This window comes from Synechococcus sp. PCC 7502, assembly GCF_000317085.1.
In the GTDB taxonomy this organism is placed as follows: domain Bacteria; phylum Cyanobacteriota; class Cyanobacteriia; order Pseudanabaenales; family Pseudanabaenaceae; genus PCC-7502.
This window is the reverse complement of sequence record NC_019702.1, coordinates 2304016-2328914: the sequence shown is the minus strand read 5'-3', so window position 1 is coordinate 2328914 and position 24899 is coordinate 2304016. Positions and strand designations below refer to the sequence as shown.

The 24899-nt window shown below is 41.4% G+C and carries 26 protein-coding genes and 1 pseudogene; 11 read left to right on the top strand and 16 right to left on the bottom strand.

Annotation, left to right across the window (positions count from 1 at the left end; genetic code table 11):
• Nucleotides 1–34 precede the first annotated feature (34 nt).
• From SYN7502_RS11465 to SYN7502_RS11410, 12 genes are all read right to left on the bottom strand, one after another.
• Complete coding sequence (locus tag SYN7502_RS11465) at nucleotides 35–3676, bottom strand: type IIG restriction enzyme/methyltransferase (RefSeq protein ID WP_015168985.1); 3642 nt, start codon at nucleotides 3674–3676, stop codon at nucleotides 35–37.
• 153 nt (nucleotides 3677–3829) lie between these two features.
• Nucleotides 3830–5488, bottom strand: a complete 1659-nt coding sequence (locus SYN7502_RS11460) for a CocE/NonD family hydrolase (RefSeq protein WP_015168984.1) — start codon at nucleotides 5486–5488, stop codon at nucleotides 3830–3832.
• Nucleotides 5481–5726 (bottom strand): YlxR family protein, encoded by a 246-nt coding sequence (locus SYN7502_RS11455; RefSeq protein WP_015168983.1) that lies wholly within the window; start codon nucleotides 5724–5726, stop codon nucleotides 5481–5483. The genes SYN7502_RS11460 and SYN7502_RS11455 overlap by 8 nt, the downstream gene beginning before the upstream one ends.
• The gene (nusA, locus tag SYN7502_RS11450; protein ID WP_015168982.1) at nucleotides 5716–6954 is read right to left on the bottom strand and encodes a transcription termination factor NusA; all 1239 of its coding nucleotides are present in this window, start codon (nucleotides 6952–6954) and stop codon (nucleotides 5716–5718) included. Before nusA ends, SYN7502_RS11455 begins: the two co-directional genes overlap by 11 nt.
• Before the next feature lie 52 nt (nucleotides 6955–7006).
• Nucleotides 7007–7447 carry a ribosome maturation factor RimP gene (gene rimP / locus SYN7502_RS11445; RefSeq protein WP_015168981.1) on the bottom strand — a complete coding sequence of 147 codons (441 nt, stop codon included), beginning with the start codon at nucleotides 7445–7447 and terminating at the stop codon, nucleotides 7007–7009.
• Between the two features lie 112 nt (nucleotides 7448–7559).
• Complete coding sequence (locus SYN7502_RS11440; protein ID WP_015168980.1) at nucleotides 7560–7940, bottom strand: YkgJ family cysteine cluster protein; 381 nt, start codon at nucleotides 7938–7940, stop codon at nucleotides 7560–7562.
• Nucleotides 7940–9631, bottom strand: coding sequence for a serine/threonine-protein kinase (locus SYN7502_RS11435; protein WP_015168979.1), 1692 nt, complete (start codon nucleotides 9629–9631; stop codon nucleotides 7940–7942). Before SYN7502_RS11435 ends, SYN7502_RS11440 begins: the two co-directional genes overlap by 1 nt.
• A gap of 160 nt (nucleotides 9632–9791) precedes the next feature.
• Nucleotides 9792–10496: a Ycf66 family protein gene (locus SYN7502_RS11430; RefSeq protein ID WP_015168978.1), complete on the bottom strand. Its 705-nt coding sequence runs from the start codon at nucleotides 10494–10496 to the stop codon at nucleotides 9792–9794.
• Nucleotides 10497–10735: 239 nt separating this feature from the next.
• Nucleotides 10736–10855, bottom strand: a complete 120-nt coding sequence (locus tag SYN7502_RS11425; protein WP_015168977.1) for a photosystem II reaction center X protein — start codon at nucleotides 10853–10855, stop codon at nucleotides 10736–10738.
• A gap of 51 nt (nucleotides 10856–10906) precedes the next feature.
• Nucleotides 10907–13096: a transglycosylase domain-containing protein gene (locus SYN7502_RS11420; RefSeq protein WP_015168976.1), complete on the bottom strand. Its 2190-nt coding sequence runs from the start codon at nucleotides 13094–13096 to the stop codon at nucleotides 10907–10909.
• Nucleotides 13097–13249: 153 nt separating this feature from the next.
• Nucleotides 13250–15016 carry a R3H domain-containing nucleic acid-binding protein gene (locus SYN7502_RS11415; protein ID WP_015168975.1) on the bottom strand — a complete coding sequence of 589 codons (1767 nt, stop codon included), beginning with the start codon at nucleotides 15014–15016 and terminating at the stop codon, nucleotides 13250–13252.
• A gap of 242 nt (nucleotides 15017–15258) precedes the next feature.
• Nucleotides 15259–15780 (bottom strand): KGK domain-containing protein, encoded by a 522-nt coding sequence (locus tag SYN7502_RS11410; protein ID WP_015168974.1) that lies wholly within the window; start codon nucleotides 15778–15780, stop codon nucleotides 15259–15261.
• A 210-nt stretch (nucleotides 15781–15990) separates the two neighbouring features.
• On the opposite strand from SYN7502_RS11410, the gene SYN7502_RS11405 reads away from it, so the two are divergent.
• Nucleotides 15991–17130 carry a glycosyltransferase family 4 protein gene (locus SYN7502_RS11405; RefSeq protein WP_015168973.1) on the top strand — a complete coding sequence of 380 codons (1140 nt, stop codon included), beginning with the start codon at nucleotides 15991–15993 and terminating at the stop codon, nucleotides 17128–17130.
• Here SYN7502_RS11405 and rpsU read toward each other — a convergent pair.
• The gene (gene rpsU, locus SYN7502_RS11400) at nucleotides 17127–17312 is read right to left on the bottom strand and encodes a 30S ribosomal protein S21 (protein WP_015168972.1); all 186 of its coding nucleotides are present in this window, start codon (nucleotides 17310–17312) and stop codon (nucleotides 17127–17129) included. The genes SYN7502_RS11405 and rpsU overlap by 4 nt on opposite strands.
• Before the next feature lie 66 nt (nucleotides 17313–17378).
• On the opposite strand from rpsU, the gene pgsA reads away from it, so the two are divergent.
• The 4 genes from pgsA (at nucleotide 17379) to bchI (ending at nucleotide 22041) form a co-directional block, all read left to right on the top strand.
• The gene (gene pgsA, locus SYN7502_RS11395; protein WP_015168971.1) at nucleotides 17379–17915 is read left to right on the top strand and encodes a CDP-diacylglycerol--glycerol-3-phosphate 3-phosphatidyltransferase; all 537 of its coding nucleotides are present in this window, start codon (nucleotides 17379–17381) and stop codon (nucleotides 17913–17915) included.
• Between the two features lie 118 nt (nucleotides 17916–18033).
• Nucleotides 18034–19284 (top strand): glycosyltransferase, encoded by a 1251-nt coding sequence (locus SYN7502_RS11390; RefSeq protein WP_015168970.1) that lies wholly within the window; start codon nucleotides 18034–18036, stop codon nucleotides 19282–19284.
• 69 nt (nucleotides 19285–19353) lie between these two features.
• Complete coding sequence (locus SYN7502_RS11385; RefSeq protein WP_015168969.1) at nucleotides 19354–20655, top strand: voltage-gated chloride channel family protein; 1302 nt, start codon at nucleotides 19354–19356, stop codon at nucleotides 20653–20655.
• A gap of 390 nt (nucleotides 20656–21045) precedes the next feature.
• The gene (gene bchI, locus SYN7502_RS11380) at nucleotides 21046–22041 is read left to right on the top strand and encodes a magnesium chelatase ATPase subunit I (RefSeq protein ID WP_144050290.1); all 996 of its coding nucleotides are present in this window, start codon (nucleotides 21046–21048) and stop codon (nucleotides 22039–22041) included.
• A 116-nt stretch (nucleotides 22042–22157) separates the two neighbouring features.
• Here bchI and SYN7502_RS11375 read toward each other — a convergent pair whose 3' ends face one another.
• On the bottom strand, nucleotides 22158–22403 hold the full coding sequence (locus SYN7502_RS11375; protein WP_041429419.1) for a hypothetical protein: 246 nt from the start codon (nucleotides 22401–22403) through the stop codon (nucleotides 22158–22160).
• A gap of 7 nt (nucleotides 22404–22410) precedes the next feature.
• A complete protein-coding gene (locus tag SYN7502_RS11370; RefSeq protein WP_371257831.1) occupies nucleotides 22411–22815 on the bottom strand; it encodes a type II toxin-antitoxin system VapC family toxin in 405 nt (134 codons plus the stop codon).
• 56 nt (nucleotides 22816–22871) lie between these two features.
• Here SYN7502_RS11370 and SYN7502_RS20220 point away from each other — a divergent pair, with 56 nt between their 5' ends.
• The 6 genes and pseudogenes from SYN7502_RS20220 to SYN7502_RS21405 form a co-directional block, all read left to right on the top strand.
• Nucleotides 22872–23033, top strand: a complete 162-nt coding sequence (locus SYN7502_RS20220; RefSeq protein ID WP_168130285.1) for an IS1/IS1595 family N-terminal zinc-binding domain-containing protein — start codon at nucleotides 22872–22874, stop codon at nucleotides 23031–23033.
• 23 nt (nucleotides 23034–23056) lie between these two features.
• Nucleotides 23057–23368 (top strand): transposase, encoded by a 312-nt coding sequence (locus SYN7502_RS11365; RefSeq protein ID WP_015168135.1) that lies wholly within the window; start codon nucleotides 23057–23059, stop codon nucleotides 23366–23368.
• On the top strand, nucleotides 23322–23483 hold the full coding sequence (locus SYN7502_RS21005; protein WP_246828903.1) for a hypothetical protein: 162 nt from the start codon (nucleotides 23322–23324) through the stop codon (nucleotides 23481–23483). The genes SYN7502_RS11365 and SYN7502_RS21005 overlap by 47 nt, the downstream gene beginning before the upstream one ends.
• A 38-nt stretch (nucleotides 23484–23521) precedes the next feature.
• Complete coding sequence (locus SYN7502_RS11360; RefSeq protein WP_246828904.1) at nucleotides 23522–23890, top strand: transposase; 369 nt, start codon at nucleotides 23522–23524, stop codon at nucleotides 23888–23890.
• Nucleotides 23880–24170, top strand: coding sequence for a hypothetical protein (locus SYN7502_RS11355; protein ID WP_015168966.1), 291 nt, complete (start codon nucleotides 23880–23882; stop codon nucleotides 24168–24170). Before SYN7502_RS11360 ends, SYN7502_RS11355 begins: the two co-directional genes overlap by 11 nt.
• 99 nt (nucleotides 24171–24269) lie before the next feature.
• Nucleotides 24270–24584 (top strand): annotated as a pseudogene (locus tag SYN7502_RS21405) (IS1 family transposase); the annotation flags it as partial.
• 33 nt (nucleotides 24585–24617) lie between these two features.
• Here the strand turns inward: SYN7502_RS21405 and SYN7502_RS11350 are convergent.
• Nucleotides 24618–24881, bottom strand: coding sequence for a hypothetical protein (locus SYN7502_RS11350; protein WP_015168965.1), 264 nt, complete (start codon nucleotides 24879–24881; stop codon nucleotides 24618–24620).
• Nucleotides 24882–24899: the final 18 nt, after the last annotated feature.

Below are 24899 nucleotides of genomic sequence, written 5' to 3'. Positions count from 1 at the left end.
TTTTACAAAAATCTATACCTTACCTTTTTCATTTTCACCTCTCTCCTTCTACTATTTTAATCTCTTCTTCTGTCAACCCATAAAGTTGATAAACTAAATTGTCGCACTCCTTTTCTAATTCGCTCGCATCAGCATAAGGATCGCCTTTTTTAGCAGTGAGAATTTTGTCAACAATTTCTTCGATTTTTCTAGTGATGGTATTATTTTCATTTGGAATAGAAAACTGAAGAATATCTCGAATCATAATTTGAGGAAATGTGTCTTCATCACTGATTTGAAATTTCTTCCTAAAGTACCAGCCGATAAATCCTGAATTGATTACACCTAATAACGCTTTATAAGAAATTTTGGCTTGTTTAGGTTTTAGTTTTAAGACAAAAAGTAATGTATTGCAGTAAGAAGTATATGGAATGTAATGACAAATTAGTGTCTTGCCAGTTATCTTACGGATAAGAATTTTTTCATCTTCAAATTTTTCAGGACTTCTAGGCTCTGCTAACCAATTTCCATAATGCAGCCAATTGTCTTGATTCCATAGCAGTTGATAGTAACCTATATGTTTACCGTCAAAAAAGGGTAGCCAATTTTCACTTTTTTTTACATTCGATGTAAATGGCTTTGTATTTCTTATTTCTTCTGACTGTGGCGGTTTTCCTTTGCCAACTTGATAAACTTTAATTCCATAAAATATCTCAGAATAACTTTCTAGTTGAGAAAACTGAGCATCTATTCTTTGAATTATGGCAAGTTCCTTTTGATCACTTTGTACATTGAAAGAATTTTGTTCAATCCAAATATTAGTTGAAATATTAAATCGTCTTTCAGGATTATCTAGATTGTCAATTAAATTCTTTTTGTTAAAAACTTTTACCAACACTTCACTTGTCTTCTCTTTATTTTGCAATTTTTTGCTTTGACAAAATAAAAGTATTGTATCTACGGTAGCGTCTGCAAAAACATTTGAAGGCAACAAATCAACTTCATTTATAAAGGTGTTATTTAATAAATAATTTCTAAGAGATTCTGTAAACTCTAAATTTAATAGAGTATCTGGAATGATAAAGCTAAGATAACCATGCTTGTTTAGTAGATTAACTGCTTGTTCTGTAAAAAGAGTATAACTTTCACCACGCCAATTAAAAGTTTGATAATTACTCTCGTATGGCTTTCCTGTTTTTCTATTAAAGTTGACTCCGTAAGGAGGATTACCAATCACAACATCAAACCCAACAAAATCACCCTGATCATTTAAAACTTCAGGAAACTCAAACCGCCATTCCAAAGCATTCTCATACAACCGACCGCTTTCAATATCCTCAATCTCCGCAGTTAACTTATCAATCTCATTATTTAACTTATTAACCTTCTTCTCTCTTGCCTTAGCTTCCGCCTTAGTCTCCTCCAATAACAACATCTGATTTTCGACACTATAAAGCTCCGCTTGCAACTGCCGTAACTTCACCTTCTTAGGATCGCCAGCCAACAAACTCGAACTAAAACCAGCCTTAATCTTTGCAATCAGACTTTCCATTTCTCGCTTTTGCGCCTTACTTTCCGCACTGCGATAAGTCTGCACCGCACCACGATACTGCTCAATACTAAACTTCTGCTTCTTCAAAACCTGCTTCACATCCACATCCAACCCAAATCGACTAATCAAAGAATTCCCACACTTGATATTAATGTCGATATTCGGCAAAGTTTCGAGATTTCCATCTGCCCTGTAGTAAGCATTTTTCAAAAGCTCAATCCACAACCGCAAACGGCAAATCGTCACCGAATTAGGATTAATATCCACCCCAAACAAACAACTCTCAATAATTGTCTGCTTCGCATGAAATAGAGCCTCCTGCACGCGCTGCTTCTCAGCATTATTCGGATGATAAGCAAACAACTTCCCTTCATCATCGTAAACCAATAACTTATCATTCCGCACTTCCACCCGATAATCTTTTAACGACTTACCAGACCTATCCAATAAAACTCGTAACTCACTCTTAATCGCAATCACCTCATTCAAAGCCGAAACCAAGAAATGCCCCGAACCCACCGCAGGATCGCAAATCTTGAGACTGTTGATAATTGCATTCGCCTCTTTTTTATCCTCAATCCGTTCATGCAAATCATCAAGACTCTGACAATTCCAGCCCTTCACCTCACTAAACTTCTGCACCACCGCCCGCCGTATCGTCTCCCGACACATATACATCGTAATGAAACTCGGCGTATAAAAAGAACCATCCTTATAGCCATTAATCTTCTCAAAAATCAACCCCAACACCGAAGCATTAATCAACTTCTCACTATCTTCCTGCGTATCCTCCAACTCATCGCGATCGAACTTATAAGCATCCAAAAACTCAAACAAATAAGCCAAAGCATTCAACTCACCCGATCGCCTATTCCCATTACCATCCTTCAGCACCGTCCCGCTAAAAATTGGTAAATCCCGATCCTTGAGATTGCTAATTACAATCGTTTGCTGCTCCGTCTCCGTCGGCTCAAACAGCGAACTATTCAAATAAGGCACATTCGCAAAAGCTGCCTTAACCTTTGCCTCGCGCTTGTCCTGCTCCCTTGCCAACACATCAAAAAACAAACTATCCAGATCATCATAGTTCTGCACCTTGGCTAGATTCAGAAAGGCAAAATCGCGATCGCCTTGATGATACTTAATTAACTGCGCCTCCAATAACTTCAAGAACAAAATCCGATTAATTGGATTAATCGACAGCCGTAGCGCCACATTAAAAAGCCTCTCTTCGTAACTATCCCCGAATTCTTCAGGCTTCTTTAACTGCGAAATCTTATCCAAACTATCCAAACGACTAATCGCATTCTCAATCAAAGAACCATCATGGCGATCGCTTTCCGTCATCCGCCCAATTAACTTCTTGCCCCCTGACTTTGTTTCCGTCAAACCAATGATATAAAGCAACTCATTATAAAAAGGCTTATTTAAACTATTACTGTCATTAGCAAAGGGCAATTTCAACAAATGCTCAGGAGAAAGAGTCTTGTAAAGATCAGTCAAATCTAGATTCTCAAGATCGCGCAAATCAAAATGCGTGAACTTAATGCGATCAATTACCTTAGCGATCGCAGGTTCCGAAATCTGCTTATAAAAAAAGTCCGTCTTTGTCCCACTCAGCCGCCCCTCTCCAAAATCCTGAAAATTCTTAACTAACTCCTTATCACCAAAAAACAACTCCTCAAAAATCTTCGCATCAAAAATAAACCACTCATAAATATTCGTCACCACCAAATGCTTCACCGCAACATTGCCATGCGCCACCCTCTCTCGCAAAAAATATAAAACCAACTGCTGAAAAGCCTTGCGATTGAGATTATCTACCCTCGGCATCTCCACACTATTAGTTTTAGTTGGCTTCTTTGTCTCAAAGATCACCCCAACCGCACTATCTACCCCCTTGCCATTGTGAATCACTAGATCGCTATTTTCCTTCGTATTAATAAAATAGCGATCGCCATAAAAGCTCTTTTTTAGAAAATCACTCAGTAAATTTTTATTAAACTCTTCATCCTTTTTGCTGTCACACAAAGCAAGCATCCGATCCAAATTAGCCTTAAATCCCTGAATATTCTCAGCATCAGGCTTCATTTTTGAATACGTCTTATTTAATACTTGCTTTAGTTCGAGCTTATTGACGATCATGAAACTTTACGTCTAGTGAAATTGTCGGCTAACCCCATTATGCCTAATTTCACAGCCAGTGATCGCCATACTCATAAACCTGTCACCAAGCAAAAGGCGATCGCTACGACCCTTTTTTTCTGAACACGATCAAAAACCCTAATAGTTCCTAGCTCAGAGTTTTAATAATGGCAGCTTAAGGTGGGAGGGAAATTGTTGATCGTGATAAATCTGTTGGGTTGCCTCAAAAAACTCGCTAACTGTACAAGTAGATGGGGATTTTGCCGTATTGGTATGTCTCTCAATTAATGGAAAAGCCGCCGAGGCGATCGCTATACCAAGACGATGCCCTAATTCAAAGCTATGACAGGTGGGACGAAGTTTAATTTTGTATTCTAAAACTATCTCTGGCTCCAGTATCTCTGTTTGCTTAAAGGCATTCCGGAATTTTGCCCTGATTACTCCCATTGTTACCAGCATCTGACGACCATCGGGATAAATATCCAACAACCTCACAACCCAATCAGTATCAGGGGCAGAGGTTTCTGCATACAGAATAAATTCTGCTATTCCAGTGATTCTTAAGTTTGCGGTTAAAGGCGGACTGCTATAGGTTAGGACATCTGATCGCTGATTAATTGCAGATTGATCGTATGCTCCGTAGCTAGTACTAGGGGTAGGAATGCGCGGATCGTATATATAAATATCAGGAAGAGATGAAGGTAATAAATCAGAAGTATTTGTAGTAATCTTGCTATTAGAATCTAGGTAAAAATTCTGATATTCGGGTTCCTGTTCCCATGTTTTAAGATTAAGCCACCGATTTTCCCCCATGAGAAATAACTGTACAGGCGATCGCCCCATCATGCCATTATCTATACCTTTGAGCCAATAATCAAACCAATCCACTTGCAATTGATCAATTTGTGGAATTGCGGCATCACCAAAATTTAGTTCCCCCACCTGTGAGCGCCAAGGTAAATGCTGCCAAGGACTGCCAATTAAAAATTGAGGCTGATTTGTAACTTGTTTAGCGGCTTCATAGGTGGCGATTGTAGTTTCAATAAAAATGTCTGCCCACCCTGCAATGTGTAAAGCGGGTAGATCAAACTGGGCAAATCGACTAAGGGGATTTAACTCCTGCCAGTAGGGAGCATCGGCTTGATCATTTCTTAGCCAATCAAAGAAAAACTGCCCTAGGGGGTCGGACTTAAGAATGGGAACTTGATCTAATGGCACGCTGGATAGCGATCGAGAAACTTCCTGTTGTGCTTGCCATAAATTAGTTGATTGGGGTTCTAACTTCCGATAATATGCCTGATTTTGCGTAAGCTGTAATGCCCATGAGAGGGTAAACTCTAAGGCGATCGCTCCACCAAAATAAAACCAACCATCATATAAATCTGCACCTGCCATGGCGGGACAAATTGTCACTAATCCCCTAGGCTGCATCACTGCCGCTTGCAACTGGGTAACACCTTGGTAGGAAAATCCATACATCCCCACTTTGCCATTGCTACCTTCTAGGTTCTCTGCACACCAAGTCACAGTATCGTATCCATCTTCATATTCATGACGAAAAGGATAAAACTCACCCTCTGAGGTGCCGCAACCCCTGACATCTTGGATCACAACTATATACCCTTGGGCTGCATACCAACTGGGATGAGCATAGGTAACCGTGGAGGCGATCGCTCTACCATAGGGAAGTCGCATGAGTAATACGGGCAAGGGCATATCCACACCCCTCGGACGGTATATATCGGCGGTGAGATTAATGCCATCCCGCATGGGAATCTTAACTTGGCGATCTACTTTAATTTTGCTAGGCATTACTTAATCTCTGCTTCAGAATTTCATAGATTTCCGGATTAATTTGCGTGCGGAGCGATCGCCCTAAGCGATTCTTTTTTTGTGCCAGTTGGAGGCAATTTAAATTAGGGCAAATATAGGCAGAGCGACCCATACCCACATCTAATTTAACTGCACTATCAACTCTTACTACTCGCCAAAATTCCTGCTTAAGATCAACTTTCTGGCAACTCAGGCACCGTCGCAGGTTAGGCTTCATCCTCTTCTTCTACATCTTGAAAATCTTGGGAATCTTGGAAGCGTAGTTGTCGGGAGGTAAGTTCCTCTTGAATCTTTTTATCCTCTGCTTCGTAATCGTACTTTGAAGCATCCTTAATATCAATCTTCCAGCCTGTCAACTTCGCTGCTAAGCGCACGTTTTGACCTTCTCGCCCGATCGCTAAACTTAATTGATCCACAGGAACTAATACATGTGCCTGACGACCTTCGGCATTCACCAGTCTGACTTCTTGAATTTTGGCTGGACTTAAAGCATGGGCAATATAGGTAGCGGGATCGGGAGACCAAGCAATTACATCAATTTTCTCGCCCCTTAACTCTGACACCACAGCCTGAATCCGAGAACCCTTAGCTCCAATACAGGCACCTACAGGATCAACATCTCGTTCTAGGGTATCTACGGCGATTTTGGTTCTTGCCCCCATTGATGGAGAAGGAGGATTAGCTTCACGGGCAACTGCCACAATTCGCACAATTTCATCTTCTATTTCAGGAACTTCATTGGCAAATAAATCCACAACCAGTCCCGCATCGGCACGGGAAACCAATAATTGGGGTTTGCGACGGGGTTCCTCATGGATTTTTTTCAAGTATACCTTCAGGGTAGAGTTAGGGCGATAGGGTCTTTCCCCCGGTAACTGCTCCCGCCGAGGTAATTCCGCTTCTACTTCTGGCTGTCCGATGCCACTGCTAATCGACATAATGACTGAATCATTTTCAAACCGTAATACCCTTGCCTGTAAAACTGTACCTTCAAGGTCTTGGAACTCTTCGCGAATGAGTCGCCGTTGCTGATCAAGTAATTTTTGCGCTAATACTTGCTTAGTTTGCATAGCTGCCATCCGTCCAAAGTCACCCTGTTTAGGAGTTACATCCACAACTACGGTTCCTCCCGCCTGTGCTTCGGGAGCGACTTCCTGTACCTCTGCTAAGGAAATTTGGTGATCGGAATTTTCCACATTATCGACAATGGTTTTAGTAGCTAGGACACGAAAGCCCTCATTTTCCGCATCTAGCTCAACATCAAAGTTCTCAAAATATTCTTCTTCAAAGCTACCACCATCAGTACGATAGGTTTTGCGATATTTTTCATAGCCTTTGAGTAAAGCCTCACGCAAAGCATTTTCAACAGCGTGCTTGGGTAGGTTGCGTTCCTTACTAATCACATCCACCATACCGCCAAGACCGGGTAAATCTACGATTGACATACTGCTAATATCTCCTGATTTTATTTATAGATAATTTAATTGGCTAGATTGGCTAGTTTGCCAGTTCTACTTTGGTAATACCCTGTCGGGGAATTGTGACTATACGACCTTTTTGACTAATAGTAATGTGTTCAGAATCACGACTAACTAGCTGTCCCACCCAAGTATCATTGCCAGCGATCGCTTTGATGCTAAATCCCTTAAAGGCGATGAATTCTCGATCAGTTTTAATTTCCCGATCCGTACCGGGACTTGATACTTCTAGGACATAGGCATGGGGAATTATATCTGTTTGGTCTAGGGCGACTTCTAATGCCTTACTCATCCGTTCACAGTCTTCAAGTCCTGTATGTTCGTTAAGATTACGGATATCAATCCGCAGGATTGCTGGATTTTTATGGGTATATATAGCAACCTCTACGACCTCTAAATTCAGGGGTATAGCGATCGCCTCAGCAATTTCCGTGACGGGGGGAATTAAGGGATGACTCATATAAAATCGCTCTAGGATATAAACAGAAATAAAATCAAGAAACAAAAAAAGTGGGCTGCTCCCACCACATGATGCCTCTATATAGTCAGACCCATTGTACGCTATTTGCTAGTTAGTATGGGTTATTAGTACTAATTATACTAGAACTGCCTATTGCCTGCTCAAATCTAATGCTTTCTAAGGAATAGTCCCCATAGCGATCCATAATTTGTTCTCGGCAGCAGTCTATCGCAAAGTCATTTAATTCTTCTGCCGTTATGCCAAACATTTCTGAAAATATTTCTGATTCAACACGACAAAATCGGGGGCGATCAGCGTAAATTTTACAGGCTCTAGTGACTTGATCAAAATTAATGCACCAACCGTCAATCCCCACCATACTCAGATACTGCTCTAACTGGATTGGGGTTAAATATTCTGCCAGATCGGGGCGATCGCTGGGGTCAAGGTGGCAACAGGCACCACAATTTTGAATACATTGCCAAGTAGCCATTAAAATATTTTCTTACTACCATCGGGACGAACCGTTGCCCAATTAGTTTTGGCTGTTGCTATTTGCTCATCCGTAATCCTAGCTCCCTTTAAATCAGCCCCAGATAAATTAGTGCCCCGTAGATTAGCTTGACTCAAGTATGCGCCCTTAAGATTGGCACCGGTTAAATCTGCCCCTGATAAATCTGCTTTGCTCATATAGGCGGATTGGAGGTTTGCTTCCCTCAAGTCAGCCTGATTTAAGCAGGCACCACCTAAATCGGCTTTAGTTAAAATGGCACGTTGCATCTTCGCTTGAGCCAAATTAGCTCCATTTAATTTAACTTGAGTCATAATTGCTCCAGTAAAGCTGGCGTGGGTTAAATCTGACTGACAAAAATCTGTTTCGACCAGCTTAGAGCGACTCATCACGATTCCTGACAGGTTTGTCCCTGCCAAGGATGCCTTAGATAGATCAAGGTTGGCAAAGTTGCGCTTTCCATGACCATACTCAACAATGACTTTTCTACCACCTTTAAGTTCTTTACCTAGTTCTTTACCAATGTAGGTTTGATCCCTTGTGCGCGTAAAGCTATCGTCTTCACCAGTTGGGGACTTTGTCCAGCCTCTAGTTGATTGGGTACGAGGAGTGATGGCTTTACCAGTAGTAGAACCACCCGATAAATCTTGGGTACTAAACTTACCTGCTCCTTGGGTGGAACCGCCTCTAGTGGTAGAAGTGCGTAAACTAGTTGTAGATCGTTTAGGAGTAACGGGATTGGAGGCAGGTGGTCTGGATGCGGTGATTGTTGGGGCTGACTTGGCTCCCATGGCAGCAATTACTTCCTCAGCTGTACGAAACCGCTGGGAAACTGAAATTTGCAGCATTTTATTGAAAATCGCAGCCATATTTTCACTAAGATTTACCTCTGATCGCCAATTAATCTCGCCCGTATATGGATCATGGGGGAAATCCTTAGGAGAACGACCTGTCATTAAATATAGGCAGGTCATAGCTGTGGCATAGATGTCACTAGAGTAAACTGGGCGCATTGCCATCTGTTCAGGTGGAGCAAAACCGGGGGTACCAATGGCAAAGCTGGTCAGTAGCCCACCCTCTTCTTCTTCAGCGGTAGCCCTATTAGTTTGAGTTGAAACTGCACCAAAATCAATTAGAACTAATTGAGCATCTTGTTTACGGCGAATAATATTAGCAGGCTTAATATCTCGGTGAATTACGCCATTTTGATGCATGAACCCCAAAGCTGGCAGAATTTCGGAAAGGACTTTAATAATATCAATCTCTTTGAAGTTGCCTTTGCGTTCAAATTCCTGCTTTAGGGTTTCCCCTTCCACATATTCTTGCACCAGATAAAAATTTGCTGCCTCTTCAAAATATGCTAATAGTCGGGGGATTTGTGGATGGTTGCCAATTCTACCAAGGGTTGTAGCTTCCCGTTCAAATAACTCCCTTGCCATTTTCAGCACACTGGCAGATTGGGTATTAGGACGTAATTGTTTAATAACACACGGAGGATGTCCGGGTAAACTTTCATCCACTGCCAAATAAGTTGCCCCAAAACCGCCACGTCCTAGAGGTCTAATTGCGGAAAAACTACCTTTGAGCTTTAATGCAGCACCACACGCAAGACATACCGTTGCCTTATCTGGATTATCTGGTCTAGTACAATTGGGGTTAACGCAATAGCTCACAGTTAGTATTGCTAGTAGGGTTGATCAATTAAGTTGAGTAAATTGAGTTGGGTAATCCAACAATAGTCTAAATTACTTGCTTAAATACAAATATCTTTAGAAATATAGAAAATTATAGAAAGGAACTGAAGGTATGGTTTGGAATCATTGATACTTAAAACTACCAATCTTGTTCATCGGTTTCAAAGTTAGAAGATGGCTCAGAATTTCTCGGTCTTTTGGGTCGGCGGGGCGGTACATCTCGGTTCCACTCAGAATCAATGGGAGATTCATTAGAAGGAGAAGTAGGACGATCTGAGTCGCGATCAGGGCGATCAGTTTTAGGACGACGAGACTTAGGGGCGATGGGGCGGATGTCATCTTCGTCAATATCTATTACCGCATCAGAGGAACGGCGGGGGCGGCGGGGTTTGCGTTGCTCCACATCACCTCTCAGTTCAGTTTGTTGGGGGGAGGTGCCACGCATTTGGCGAGTGCTTTTGGTGCGCCGTGGGGCAAATTCGCGATTGGGATCAATTTCTGCCCGATAGCCTCGGTAGTCTGGGTCAATAGGGTCGTCTTCAATGGGGTTCATTGGCGATCGCCGTGCTTGAGCAGAGAGAGCCTGTCGTAAAATTAATGACTCCACCGCAAACCATCCCGCAAACCCGACTACCAGTACCTGTGCTAGTTGGGTAGTAATTTCCATGCGAAAGTTAAAAGCTAGGAGAATAATTCCGTAAACTAAGGCGATCGCCGAAAAGAAAATATCGTGATCCCTTGCTAGTTCAGGACGAAAGCTACGGACAAAATACAAACCGATACCACCAAGGGCTGCAATAATTGCCAAAAGTATCATTAGCGGATTGCCGCCAATATTAATCATGATTTATCTCTCCTAACGTTTCAGCAAGTACCATGCAGGGGTGTGATTTAGCTCATTCTAACCCTAATCTAGTTAATCATAGGCATGGATGAAAATAAGTATTAAATATTTCTAACAAATTTCTAACAAAATGACAGCTTTGCCCCAATCAAGTTTTTATTCGAGATTTTAGTGATTAAAGCTAGGACTAAAAAAGAGGTCAAGCCAGACTTAACCCCTAAATTTGGTAATTATAATTTTTAGCCTTGGCGCTTAACTTTATCTTTTTGACTAACTAGTACTAATGCGGTTACGGCAATGATCACGAAAGTGGCTCCATAGCCTAAGCCCCAAAAGAAATTAATTAAAGAAGGTGTCATATTTTATCGTCCTTATAAAACTTTATGGTTATTTTATCATTATTAACATTTCTACCGTATCACCTTAGCCATATAATTACTCCAAACTTGCACAGCCAAAACACTACTACTGTCGGTTATGCCTTCATCATTACCTAACCACACTGCGGCTAAAAGCTTGGAAGATGGAGCAAAGCCAATGAACCAGAGGTCTCGCCCTTGATCGGTGGTACCAGTTTTACCGACGGTGGTAGCTTGTGCCAAGGATGCGCCTCTAGCAGTGCCGTAGTTTACTACTCCTGCCATTAGATCAATCATGGTGTCTGCGATGTTTGGATCAATTCTGGGACTGGGCTGATAATAGGTATTGGCATCAAAGATTAATTCACAACTGGTGTAATTTTTGCGATCGCTACAGGAATTGGTATCGTAAATACGCTGAATGGCATGGGGAGTGTTATAAATTCCGAGATTGGCAATCGTACCGTATGCCCCAACCATTTCTAACATTTTGACTTCATAGCCACCGAGGACTAGGTTATAGTTTTCCTCCAATTTTGAGGTAATTCCCAACTTGCGGGCAGTTTGCAAGACATTTCCTAGACCCGCCGCATCTGCTACTTGAATGGCAATGACATTTTCGGAAAGGGCAAAGCCATGATACATATCAATAAAACCGCTTCCGCCGTTGTGACAGCCAGCAACTCCGCTGCGGGGACTACAGGAAAAAGTGGTGGTTGGGGGTATGCCTTGGGCGATCGCGGCTAGGTAAGTAAAAAGCTTAAAAGTTGAGCCAGGTTGACGATAGGCATTTGTGGCTCGATTAAATTGACTTTTCTGAAAATCTACGCCCCCAGTCATGGTCAAAATGGAGCCATTACTAGCATCCATCGTCACGATCGCCCCTTGGGAAAAATTGTAGGCGGCACCTTGGGTAGCTACTGCTTGACGTAGAGACTGATCCGCAGCTTTTTGCATCGCAATATCTAGGCTGGTTTCAATGACAAAATTACCCTCCCGTGCTAAATTCGGTGCAATATTTTCTAACTCATCATAGACATAGCCGTAGTAGTAGGGAGCAACGGTACCTTGCACTTTACCTTGGGCATCAAGATTGAGCTTTAAAATAGATCGTCTTGCTCGTTCAGCGACTTCGGGTTTAACCATGCCTAGTTCTGCCATGCGATTGAGAATGCGATCGCGATATTCCAATGCCAGTTTTTTATTTTTAAATGGATTAATCAGATTAGGGGCAGGTAAAATTCCCGCCAAGGTTGCCGCTTCGGAAAGGTCTAGTTCAGGTAAAGACTTATTAAAGTAAAGTCGAGCCGCATCTTGAAAGCCATAGACTCCATTGCCCAAATAGACTCGATTTAGGTAGATGGTTAACAGATCATTTTTGCTATAGGTAAAGGTAAGCTTGATTGCAGCTACCGCCTCACGCCATTTACGTCCAGCCGAGTCACTGGTACCAACATAGGTCTGTCCTAATAGTAACCTTGCCAATTGTTGGGTAATTGTACTTCCCCCTTGGCGCAGTTCACCACTACTAACATTTGTGACTAAGGCACGCAGAATCCCCCCCGGATTTACCCCAAGGTGGTAGTAATAGGCATTATCTTCGGAGGCAATGACAGCATTGGGAAGATAGGTGCCAAATTCCGATAGATTTCCTATCTCGGTGTGTTTTTCCCGATCTGGAGGTGCGATGGAAGTGGTTTTATCCCCTGCCAAAACTTCAATTTGTCCCTGTTGGGCAATGGGTAGAGGTTTAACTGAAAATTTTTGCCATTCAATGGCGATCGCCAATATCAAGAGAGTACTTAAGCCAAGAATACCGAACCCTGTATATTGCAATGTCCTGATATACCAAGGCGGTGGATCAATATAACGCACGGTTACGGCTGCCTCTAGTTCAGGTGGTCCAAGGGTGATCACCATTTTGTGCTTCAGGGTTATGGACTTTAAGCGTTGGTGTCCGCGGTAGATGCCATTGGTAGAGTCTTGATCGGAAATCACAAAATTATTAGCATTTCTACGGGTGATTTCGGCATGGACTTGACTGACCACAGGAGTTTGAATCACAATTTGACACTTACCACTACTTCGTCCTAAGACATAGCGATCGCCAACCAGATCATAGACTTCTGGGCGTTTTTGTCCCGATTTGAAAATTTCGAGGCGAGGAACCTTTGCCTTGGCTTTGAGTCTACCCGCCACCTGTGCCTGCAAAGTTAGAACCCGTGAGTTAAGAGGCTGCATAATTTGCTTGAATTTCTAGCTTGAATTTCTAGCTTGAATTTATATAAAAGAATACCTAATAAAAAAAGCTGTATTAAATATTTCGCTAATTTTACATTTGACTAATTCTACTAAATTTGATGAGCTTGATTATTTTTAGCTCGCTTATTGGAACTAACTAGGATAAATGCGTAAACGACGGTTCGGCTCTGTACCAAAACTAGATGACTTCAAATGATAATGTTCAACTAATTCGTGCTGCATTTTGCGGATTTCGGCGGAACGAGGTAAAAGCTCCACGGGTTGCCCTTTAGGAATCACAATCTGCTCCACAGCTAATCTTGCTTCTTCTAATGCCTCCATTTCATCTTCTGAGTCTCCATAGGCAAATAAAGTTAGATCATTGACTGGGGAAATACTATTAGGTTCATCAATTTGGAGCATCCGCCGAAAAGCTCTAGTAATCTGGGGAATAGTACTACTTTTAATCACATGAATGGGTAGGGAGCGTGTTTGCGCCACTTGCCGAAGTTTGGAATGCTGTCTGATATGCGATCGCAAAGTTAAGATCATATCGGCATTATCCATATCTTTGGTTAAGATTACAGGTAAATGCAGAGCATCTATAACTTCTTCTGCTTGGTGGCGACTCACAGCATAGAGATAAATATAGGCAAATTCGCCTTCTTTTTCTTCTTTATGGACATTCAGTAACTCCAGTGACCCATTAATTGAGGTAATTGAGCTACTAAAGGGAGAACTATTAAAGCTTCCATTTACTTCTTCTGGTTCATCGTCAGTCCATTCTCTGTGCTTAATAGATACAGCTTTTCTCGGTGCTGGATAATCTAGGGGCAAAGGTTCCATCCGTCCAGTGGATCGCCAGCCTCGGCTGATCGGATTTTTCACCAATTCAGGAATTTTTGGTGTTTCTTCCGTAACGTTAACCTTACCTTCTAAGTCAACGGCTCGCACTTGGAAAGCTGGCTCTCTTCCCCGTAAAAGCCCGTCAATGGTTTCAGCTACATCTTTATGGACAATCCACTTGTAACGCTCGGTCATCTCGATCGCAATGTCAAAGGTGGGAGGAGCCTTACGTTCTAAAATACTTTTTTGCGTACCTCTTCTGCGTGCCTCTTCATCGCCAAGGGTTACAGACTGAATGCCACCGACTAAATCCGAAAGAGTTGGGTTTTTAATTAAATTTGCTAACTGGTTGCCGTGGGCTGTGCCGATTAACTGTACTCCTCGTTCGGCGATCGTTCTCGCTGCTAGTGCTTCTAGTTCTGTGCCAATCTCATCAATGACAATGACTTCAGGCATGTGATTTTCTACAGCTTCAATCATGACTTGGTGTTGTAATTCTGGTGTAGCCACTTGCATCCGCCGCGATCGCCCAATGGCAGGATGAGGAATATCACCATCCCCAGCAATTTCATTGGAGGTATCAATGATCACAACCCGTTTATTAATTTCATCGGCAAGAACTCTGGCAATTTCCCGTAATGCTGTAGTTTTACCCATGCCCGGACGACCTAGGAGCAAGATCGATTTACCCGTTTCCACAAAATCGCGAATCATGGCACTGGTACCATAAATTGCCCGTCCAATCCGACAAGTTAAGCCCACAATTACACCTTTACGGTTACGCATGGCACTAATCCGATGCAGAGTGCGCTCAATACCTGCGCGATTATCACCACTAAATTCACCCACCTTTTCGATACAACTATTTAAATCAGCCTGACTAATGGGGATTTCTGATAAATATCTGGTTTCATTAAAGTATCTTGCTTCTGGCGATCGCCCCAAGTCCATAACCACTTCGACTAATTGATCAAGTTGCCCATATTCCTCAATACTGGTTTTAATACTGATTGGCAGGATTTCCAAAAGTTGCTCTAGGTTATCTGTAACTTGCCTGCGGATCATATCTGACATAGTTTTTATATAGTTTTATGTGGTACAGCTAACCACTGGGATCTTACATGAATTCAGTATAGATAGTATAGAAAATCCACTGTATTTTGTTGTTATCACGAGCTTAATTATTAGATTGGTATTAACCAGATTGAAATCTTGCCCTTAGCACCTAGATTTTTCAACTTTTTCTGTAAAAAAGTCCTAAACCCAAGTCTGAGCCTGAAGGGATAAATGTTTGAAGCTTTACGTGCTTAGATTTTTTAGAGTTTAATTGCTGTACTCCCCCCTTGAAAAACTAATGAGTGATAATGTACCCAAATCTTTTTATCTCTAATTTCGCTACCTACTAAATCATCAAGTCTTTTTCTGTCTTCATCACTCTGAATTTGAGCCGATACAGTTTTGAGAAATTTGAAAGCCAGATCACGCTTACCACTATCATAGGTTCTGCTTGCCAGTCTAACTGTTTCAGCCCAACCAGCAACTTTGTCTTTCTTGGCTTTGGGAATTTGTAAAAAATTACTAATTTCAGCAACTCTTGGTTCTGGAATAAACTGGATATTGATTTTGATTTTACCCTTTTGTGATTCTTTCCCTAGTTGCTTAATTTCACAGTCAATGCCAGTGGTACTTAGTAATTCCAGTTGCTTAGATGTTAAAAGATCAGAAATAGTGGTAATTAAATCTGACACTGCGATCGCTTTTTGACTAGAAATAGACACTTCAGATAAAGCAAGGATTAAATCTTGAGCGTCAAGAAAGATAGGATTTGATGATTGCATAGAGTAGATTGGTGCAGCGATTTACTAAACTTAGTCAATAATCTTAACCATAATTTTTGATCTCGATCAGCCCCTCATATAACCTAATCTCTGCCTGTTAGTGGCACTTTGATCAAGAATTGAGATCACTATTTTTCACTAAAAACTCTGATATGCTGACACTAATTAATTTTGAAAGTCATTCTTGGAGCGATCCAACCGCAAAAGCAGATGTTCCATCAAGATGCCATCCCTTTTATTACCGCTTTCACCATTTCTGCCCTAGTAGTTTGGTTTAGTACACCCATAGTGCGGAAACTGGGACTCATCGCAGGATTAACCGATAAGCCTAATGAACGCAAGATGCACACAACTCCAGTGGTAAGGCTGGGGGGAGTTTCGATCTTTTTAGGTACCCTCTGTGCTTTATTACTAGTATGGTGGGGTGGCTGGTTTGGAGTCCTACCGCCCAGCAAGGAATATGAAGTCTGGGGCGTAACCATTGGCGGAGTTGCATTTTTTCTTCTAGGTTTAGCAGACGATATATTTCAGCTGCCTGCCGTATTTCGACTGTTTATGCAGTTACTAATTTCAGGTATCGCTTGGTGGGTAGGAGTACGCATCGAATTTATTTCTATTCCCTTCTTTGGCATTATTAAATTTGGCTGGTTGAGCTTACCGATCACGATGGTATGGTTGTCGGGCATGGTGAATGCCATAAACTGGATCGATGGCTTAGACGGGTTAGCAGCAGGGGTAACTACGATCGCCTCAGCCGTACTTCTGATCACAAGTCTATTTATGGATCAGCCTGCGGCAGCATTAATTGCAGCGGCTTTATCGGGGGGCTGTTTAGGTTTCTTGCGTTATAACTTTAAGCCCTTTAGCTCTGCGGAAATTTTTATGGGTGATGGCGGAGCATATTATCTAGGATTTACCCTCGCTGGAGTTAGTGTCATTGGCTTAGTGAAAACAGCAGCAGTGGCAGCAGTAATTTTGCCCTACTTGATTTTGGCTGTTCCAATTGTGGATGGGGTAGTAGTCATTCTTGGCAGGCTCCTAAAACGAGAATCCTTAATGTCTCCTGATAAAAATCACCTGCATCATCGCCTAGTTAGAGCAGGAATTTCTAAGCGAGATACAGTGTTATTTATATATACCTTAACAATTTGGGCAGGTTGCCTCGCCTTAGCAATTTCAGGAATGCCAGCAGGGGGAACCTATGCCGCCGTAAGTACCTTAGTACTAATTTATGCTTGCTGGAAGGTGAGGAATGTCACCCAAAGAAGTTCCCCTAATAAAAGAGATATTAATGCTTCTTCGGAGTCTTCATCCCCCGATCCCGCTTCTCCAAACAGCGATGAAACCTAAGAGCGATGAAACCTAACTTTTCTTCTGGCGTTTTCAGCTTTGCGCTTACGCTTTTCAATAGTAGTTTCGTGATATTGACAGCGACGGACATCTGCCATTAATCCAGCTCTTTGGATTTTCTTTTTGAACCTGCGAAGTGCAGACTCGATCCCTTCATTTTCACCAACAATTATTTGAGTCATCAACCGTAATTTGAGTATTCAGATTTTCAGATTTTTTTAGTCTAGCAAAATATTTGATTTAAGAAAATGCCTAATCTAAACACTATTCCCAATTGGGTAACTTTGTCTCGGCTGCTATCGATCCCGATTATTTTTATGGTTCTAAGCAATAACGACAGCACTATGACTCGGCAAATAGCGACAATTGCATTTTTAATTGCGGCTTTAACCGATTGGCTAGATGGTTATTTAGCTCGCACACTCAATCAGGTCAGTGAATTTGGTAAATTTCTTGATCCCCTTGTCGATAAGTTACTGGTAATTGCAGCTTTGCTAATTTTGCTAGAGCTAGAACAAATTCCTGCTTGGGCTGTATTTGTGATCATTGCTAGGGAAATTTTGATCACGGCATGGCGGGGCGCACCTGATGCCAGTACACCAACTATTATTGGAGCAAATATATGGGGTAAGGTTAAAACCGTAAGTCAAATTCTGGCGATCGCTGCTTTATTGCTAGAAATACCTTATGCCTTAGCTCTATTTTGGTTAGCTGTGATATTAACCATAGTTTCAGGTTTAATCTATGTGTTACCTTTGTCAACTCAGGATGTCAGTTCAGGATAAGCTAGTCTGGAAGTTTAATCCTTAGTCGACCTCAGTTGCTCACAAGCCTCGAAGTGATATTGTTTTAATCTACTTTTATGGCTTTAGATATTATTTTAGAAATTGAAAACAAAAATCAATGACCAGTAAAGGATTTAATAATTTATCAAAACCCACAGCTTTAAGTTCTGTGCATATTAAAGTGAGTCTCTGCATGATTGTCAAAAATGAAGCAGAAAGACTGGCAAATTGCCTCAAAAGTGTCAAAGGTTTTGTTGATGAGATTATTTTGGTTGATACTGGTTCTAGAGATCGCACTGTCAATATTGCTAAAAAATATGGTGCCAAAATATTTAAGTTTGAGTGGTGTGATGATTTTGCTGCTGCCCGTAACTATTCCTTAGAGCAGGCAAGGGGAGAATGGATTTTAGTTTTAGATGCCGATGAAGTCTTGGTACAGGCAATTATTCCGATTTTACAAAATGCGATAAATAATCCTGAATATCTAGCCATTAATCTTAATCGGGAGGAAATTGGGGCAGGGCGATCGCCTTATTCTTTAATTACTAGATTATTTCGCCGCCGTCTTGATATTTATTTCACGGGTTTTTATCATGAATCTATTGATAATTCTGTAGAAGCTCTGATGCAAAGTCATCCCCAGGATTCCCAGCAAGTGATCACTATTCCCCAAGTTGCCATTCATCACTATGGTTACAAGCCCGAATTATTGAGTAAAAAGCAGGAATTTGCCCAACGCTTAATGGAAAAGCAATTAGCCGCCGATCCCAATGATGCCTATACCCATAGTAAATTAGGTGCATTGTATGTGGAAATTGGTGCAGCCGAGCAAGGATTATCACTATTACAAACAGGTTTATCGATACTGAAATCCGATCCCCAAAATTTACCTACGCAGTTTGAGCTTAACTATCATCTTGGCATTGCTTACAGTCATATACAAAACTGGGAATTAGCAAAAACTCATTATCAAAATGCGATCGCACTAGATGTAGCGGATGTGATCAAATTGCCTGCCTATAATAATCTAGGGAACCTCTGGCAGTCTGAATCTAAGTTTGCCGAAGCGATCGCCTGCTATGAAAAAATCCTAGACATTGCTCCAGATTTTGCTACGGGTTACTTTAATCTTGGGATTGCTCGGAAGTCTGTCCATGATTTTACGGGAGCGATCGCCGCCTATATTGAAGCTCTAAAAATTAATCCTCAGTATGCCGAAGCATATCAAAACTTAGCTGTGGCTTTACAACAAACAGGAAAGATCGAAGCAAGCAAAATGGCGTTTACTGAAGCGATCAAATATCATCGTCAACAAGATCGGCAAGAAATTGCCCAACAATTGCAAAATTATTTAAGCAATGCTTGCTAAGAGCAAAAGTTTTGTTTTCAAATCAGCGCGTACTTGTTGGAAAACGGCTACAAGAGAGATATAAAAGTTATGAAACGGCTTTATCAACTTAGGCAGTTTATTGTTTTTTCCCAACTCAGCAAGTGGTTTATTATTTCTTGCATTGTTGGTATTCTTTCGGGGCTAGGTTCTGCCGTTCTGTTAGCTTCTCTAGAATGGGCAACTGATTGGAGAGAATCGCATGTTTGGATAATTGCCTTACTTCCTTTGGGAGGATTCCTCAGTGGTTGGCTTTATTATCGTTATGGTAAAACCGTAGAAGCAGGAAATAATCTTTTATTAGAAGAGATTCACAACTCTAAAAAGATTATTCCTTTGCGGATGGCTCCAATGGTTTTATTGGGAACCATCTTAACCCACTTATTTGGAGGTTCGGCAGGTCGGGAAGGAACTGCACTTCAGATTGCCGCTTCCCTTGCCGATCAGTTAACAAAAATATTTAACTTCACATCGAGCGATCGCCGAATTTTATTAATGGCTGGTCTCAGTGGTGGATTTGCTTCAGTTTTTGGGACTCCCTTAGCAGGAACGATCTTTGGTCTAGAAGTTTTAGCAATCGGTACGATTAACCATAATGCGCTTTTCCCCTGCCTAATTGCCGCAGTTGTGGGTGATCGCATGACTCTAAGTTTAGGGCTGCACCATACGGCATATCGTCATGCGACCTTGATTCCAGCAATAAACTTAATGGAGCTAATTTCCGCAATTTTAGCTGGATTAGCTTTTGGGATTACGGCGATGCTTTTTGCAAAACTCACACATAGATTTAGCCACTTTTTTAAATCGAAAATATCCTATGCTCCTTTACGTCCTGCGATCGGGGGTTTAATTATCGCTTTGATTGTTTGGGAGATCGGTACAAAATATATCGGTTTGGGGATTCCTACAATTGTTGAAGCCTTTAATCAGCAGTTACCACCTTGGGATTTTGCCGCCAAAATCGGTTTAACGGCTTTAACTCTGGGAGCAGGTTTTAAGGGAGGCGAAGTGACTCCTTTATTCTTTATCGGTGCAACTTTAGGAAATGCTTTGTCATTAATCCTGCCGTTATCTGCACCTTTATTAGCAGGAATGGGATTTGTCGCAGTCTTTGGTGGCGCAGCTAATACGCCGATCTCAGCAACGTTAATGGGAATCGAGCTGTTTGGCATAGAATCTGGGGTATTTATTGCGATCGCCTGTACAATGAGCTATCTTTCTTCAGGTCGTGCGGGTATTTATAGTGCTCAGAAAATTGGCTCTGGCAAGTATCATTTCATGTCCAAGGAAGAGGAATTAAATTTAGATTCTCATTCTCCGTCAACTCCCAAAAATGAGGAATTAGTTCCCTAATCATTATCCTAAACGTGACTACTTTATTGAAGTCGATGCTCGTGCCGCTCTCATTTGAAAACCGCAATAGGATCAAGCCCACCACCAACCCAAGAATATGACGATACAGGTTGCCGCTAACCATACAATCCTGATCGCTGATTGGTTTAGGTGTATTTGAGTAAATAGCAAGGATTATAACCGTAGCTAAAAATATGCGGCACAACCAATATATCTAGAGCAACTTAAATTTATTATTACTGAGTAGTTGTTAATGACCTTGCTCTCGATTTAGGCTATATTGCTAGAAGTACACAAATCTATAAATATCTCATTTTGACTACAAATCTTTTACCTACACCCACCAAACGCCCCGTATTTCCTTTTAGTGCGATCGTTGGGCAAGAGGAAATGAAATTAGCACTTATGTTAAATGTGATCGATCCTAAAATTGGCGGGGTTATGATCATGGGCGATCGCGGTACAGGCAAATCCACAACTATCCGCGCCTTAACAGATTTACTTCCAGAAATTGAAGTTGTCGCTGACGATCCCTTTAATAGTCATCCCTTCGATGCAGATTTACAGAGTGATGAGGTAAGGGAAAGAGTCCGCCATAATGAATCCCTGCCCATAGTTAAAAAGCAAGTCACCATGATTGATCTGCCCCTTGGTGCTACTGAAGATCGTGTATGCGGCACTATTGATATTGAAAAGGCACTCTCTGAGGGGGTAAAGGCATTTGAACCTGGGTTACTAGCAAAGGCAAACCGAGGCATTTTATATATAGATGAAGTTAACCTCCTAGACGATCACTTAGTTGATGTCCTGCTAGACTCCGCAGCATCGGGCTGGAATACCGTAGAAAGAGAGGGCATTTCCATTCGTCACCCTGCTAAATTTGTGTTAGTTGGGTCAGGTAACCCCGAAGAAGGAGAATTACGTCCGCAACTATTAGATCGGTTTGGGATGCACGCCGAAATTCGCACAGTCAAAGAGCCAGCCCTACGGGTAAAAATTGTGGAACAACGCACAGAGTTTGATCAAGCACCCCGTAAATTTTTAGAAACCTATAATCCTCAACAGTCAGAAATTCAATCTAAGCTGGTGCGGGCAATGGAACTATTGAAATCTGTAACCATTGATTTGGAACTGCGCCTCAATATTTCTCAGGTTTGCTCGGAGCTAGATGTGGATGGACTTAGGGGTGATATTGTCACTAATCGGGCTGCTAAGGCGATCGCTGCATTAGAGGGAAGAACTGAAGTTACAGTGAATGATATTAAACGGGTAATTACTTTGTGCCTACGCCATCGCTTACGCAAAGACCCCCTAGAGTCGATTGATTCTGGTTACAAAGTACAGAAAATATTCAGTCAAGTCTTTGGTGTAACTGAAGAGTCCTAGTAATGTCTGGAAAAAGGGGGGCAAGGGAATTGTGTAAAGTCTGAAAGTTAATCTTAATGCCGAACTTCAAACTCAATGGTAAAACAATTGAGAGCAGAATTCTTAATCGGCATCGACTACTTCGGATTACCAAACCCACCAAGACCAGTTGCCCCTTGACTAACCCGCACTGCAGACTGCGAAAATACTTGAAACGCTTGACGGATTTCACTGTCACTATTTCCAGGGGTGAGAATCCAGCGATCGCTAATCCCCATTTCTTTAAATATCTGCTGAAAATCCGTATAGCCATCATTAGTAGAGTATTGGAGATTAAATGCTGATCTATGGATATTCTCATGTAGCTTGTTCGTAAGTGTCATTAAGAATTTATGATAAAAAAATGCGTTCAAATGGCTGTTTACGATAACGACGGTAAATGTCAAAATCACTGTCTAATGTGATGATTGCGGAAATATTGAGTCTTTCAGAGATTGAAATTAGAGATAGATCCGCAAAGTCTGCTGGTAGGTCTGCATATTGTTCATTGAGTTCTCTAATGCGGCTAAAGTCTTCGGGTATAAGTGGAATACATCGATAAAGTTGTTGGGCTAAGTCATTGAGGAATTCATTTTGAGTGCGATAGTTTTTGCTCAATAGATACATCACTTCAGTTACGCAAGCTGTGGTGGTAATCAGTTCGCTTGAGCATTCTTCAAAGAAGTTACAAACTGATCCGTGGTAGTCATCTCTAGCACTGTAGTATGCGAACAAAATGCTGCTATCCGTAAGAATAATGGGTAGTGCATCAAGATGAGGTAGTATAGAGAAAAGAGATAGTAGATAAAGACATGGAATGCCTATTGTGTGGACATCATAAAGTTTATGGACATGGTACAACCAGCAAAGGCAACGTCAGGTATGAATGTCCTAAATGTAAGAAGACATTTGTGGAGACCTTGGATACGATTTACTATCATCGGCATATAGAGCCTGTTTCATATCTATTATGAGCAAGATGTATGATACTTAGAAAATGCTAAATCCATACTCAAGTAGCCTAACAGATAAAGAATGGGAAATTATAGAACCATTGCTCCCAAAGAAAAAGCAAACTAGACCGCCAACATGGACAAAAAGACAAATTTTAGACGGCATACTCTACCAACTCAAAAACGGTTGTAATTGGCGAGATATGCCCCGAGACTTACCACCATTCTCTACAGTGTATCGATACTACAAGGAGTGGAAAGATACAGGTACATTTACTGCGATTATGGAAGCTTTGCATTCAACAGCCCGTGAACAGTCAAAAAAAATCAAAATGGACAACTTTAATCATCATTGACTCACAAGCAGTGAAAAATACTTGTAATGCAAGTATAGAATCCAAGGGCTTCTGCTCCTACAAAGCAACTAACGGGATCAAAAGACATTTAGCCGTTGACACTCTGGGTATTTAACAAGAGCAAATGTATCAGATGACCAAGGACTGATTGAGATGTTAACGTTTAACATTGATTACTTCAAATCGAAGCCAGATGACATTACCCTAACTACGATATTGCTGGATAGTGGTTATCATATCGAAAAATTGACGACTGATTTACAGAAGGTTTATCCTGAGATTATGACTAAGATTAGGTTTGAAATTTCTCCTAAGGTATCAAAGCAACAGAAGGCAGAAAAAGGTCTGTCTGGGTTTGTAGTTGTGCCGACAAGGTGGGTAATTGAAAGGTCAAATGCTTGGGTTGAAAGATGCAAAATCTTAGTTAAGAACTTTGAGAGAACTCTCGTTAATGCTACAGCTAAACTCAATCTTTGCTTTATTCGTTTGATGCTAAAAAGAATTGCTACTCATGAGATATGAAACAGGCTCTATAGATGCAGAAAAGATTCATTTAGTCCTGCAAAGCCAAAGTGAAGGAGTAAGCTTACGAGGTATAGCAAGATTGAGTGGATTAGCATATAACACAGTGGTTAGCATAATTAGACAAGCCTCACAGAAAGCCCAAATAGTTCATAACCAAGAAGTTAAAGCAGTAGAGACAGAAGAAATCAGTAGTGATGAAATGTGGTCATTCGTAGGAAAAAACAGAAAAACTGCTTACCAACAGAACTTGAGTCAGGAGACTGTTGGATTGGGGTAAGCATAGGTAATGATAGTGGATTGATTTTAGCGGCAAGAGTAGGAAAACATACGGATGAATTAATTGAGGAGATAGTTAGGAAAGACCGATTGCCAGCATTGGAATACTGATGGGTGGGGAGGATATGAGAGAGTGTTGGCAGAATATGTAGAACACTATATCGGCAAAGATCGCACTCAAAGAATAGAGAGGACGAATGGTATTTTAAGGCAACAGACAGGTAGATTTCATCGACGACAGCATAAATTCAGCAAGTTATGGGAGTGGACTGAAATAGCAGTCAGATTATTAGTCACATTTTTTAATTGGATATGGATTCACTCTCGAAAAAAGACAACTGCTGCCCAGAGAGCTAATTTAACCAATAGAAAGTGGACTTGGGATAATATTTGCACCTACTCTACTTTACTTTGACGCACTACCGAATAATGGGCGGATATTCCTTCATTAATTGGATTTTTGATGATGATTTTGGATGTGTTCTAGGATAATTTGTTTGCGATTTTCGCGTAGTGAGGCATCAGGGGCGGCATCTTCCAACAAATTTTTAGGATGTCCACCTCTTCTTTGGGCGAGGGTTTGGCGAGGTTTTAGGGTCTGCCAATGTTGATAGATTAGCTTTTTGAGAAGCTCTTCGGATGTGCTATTTTCTTGAGCAATAATCTCTGCTAAGTAGCTTTCTGTTTCTCGATCTAGGTTGATTGATAGCATTTTTTTTGATTGATAATT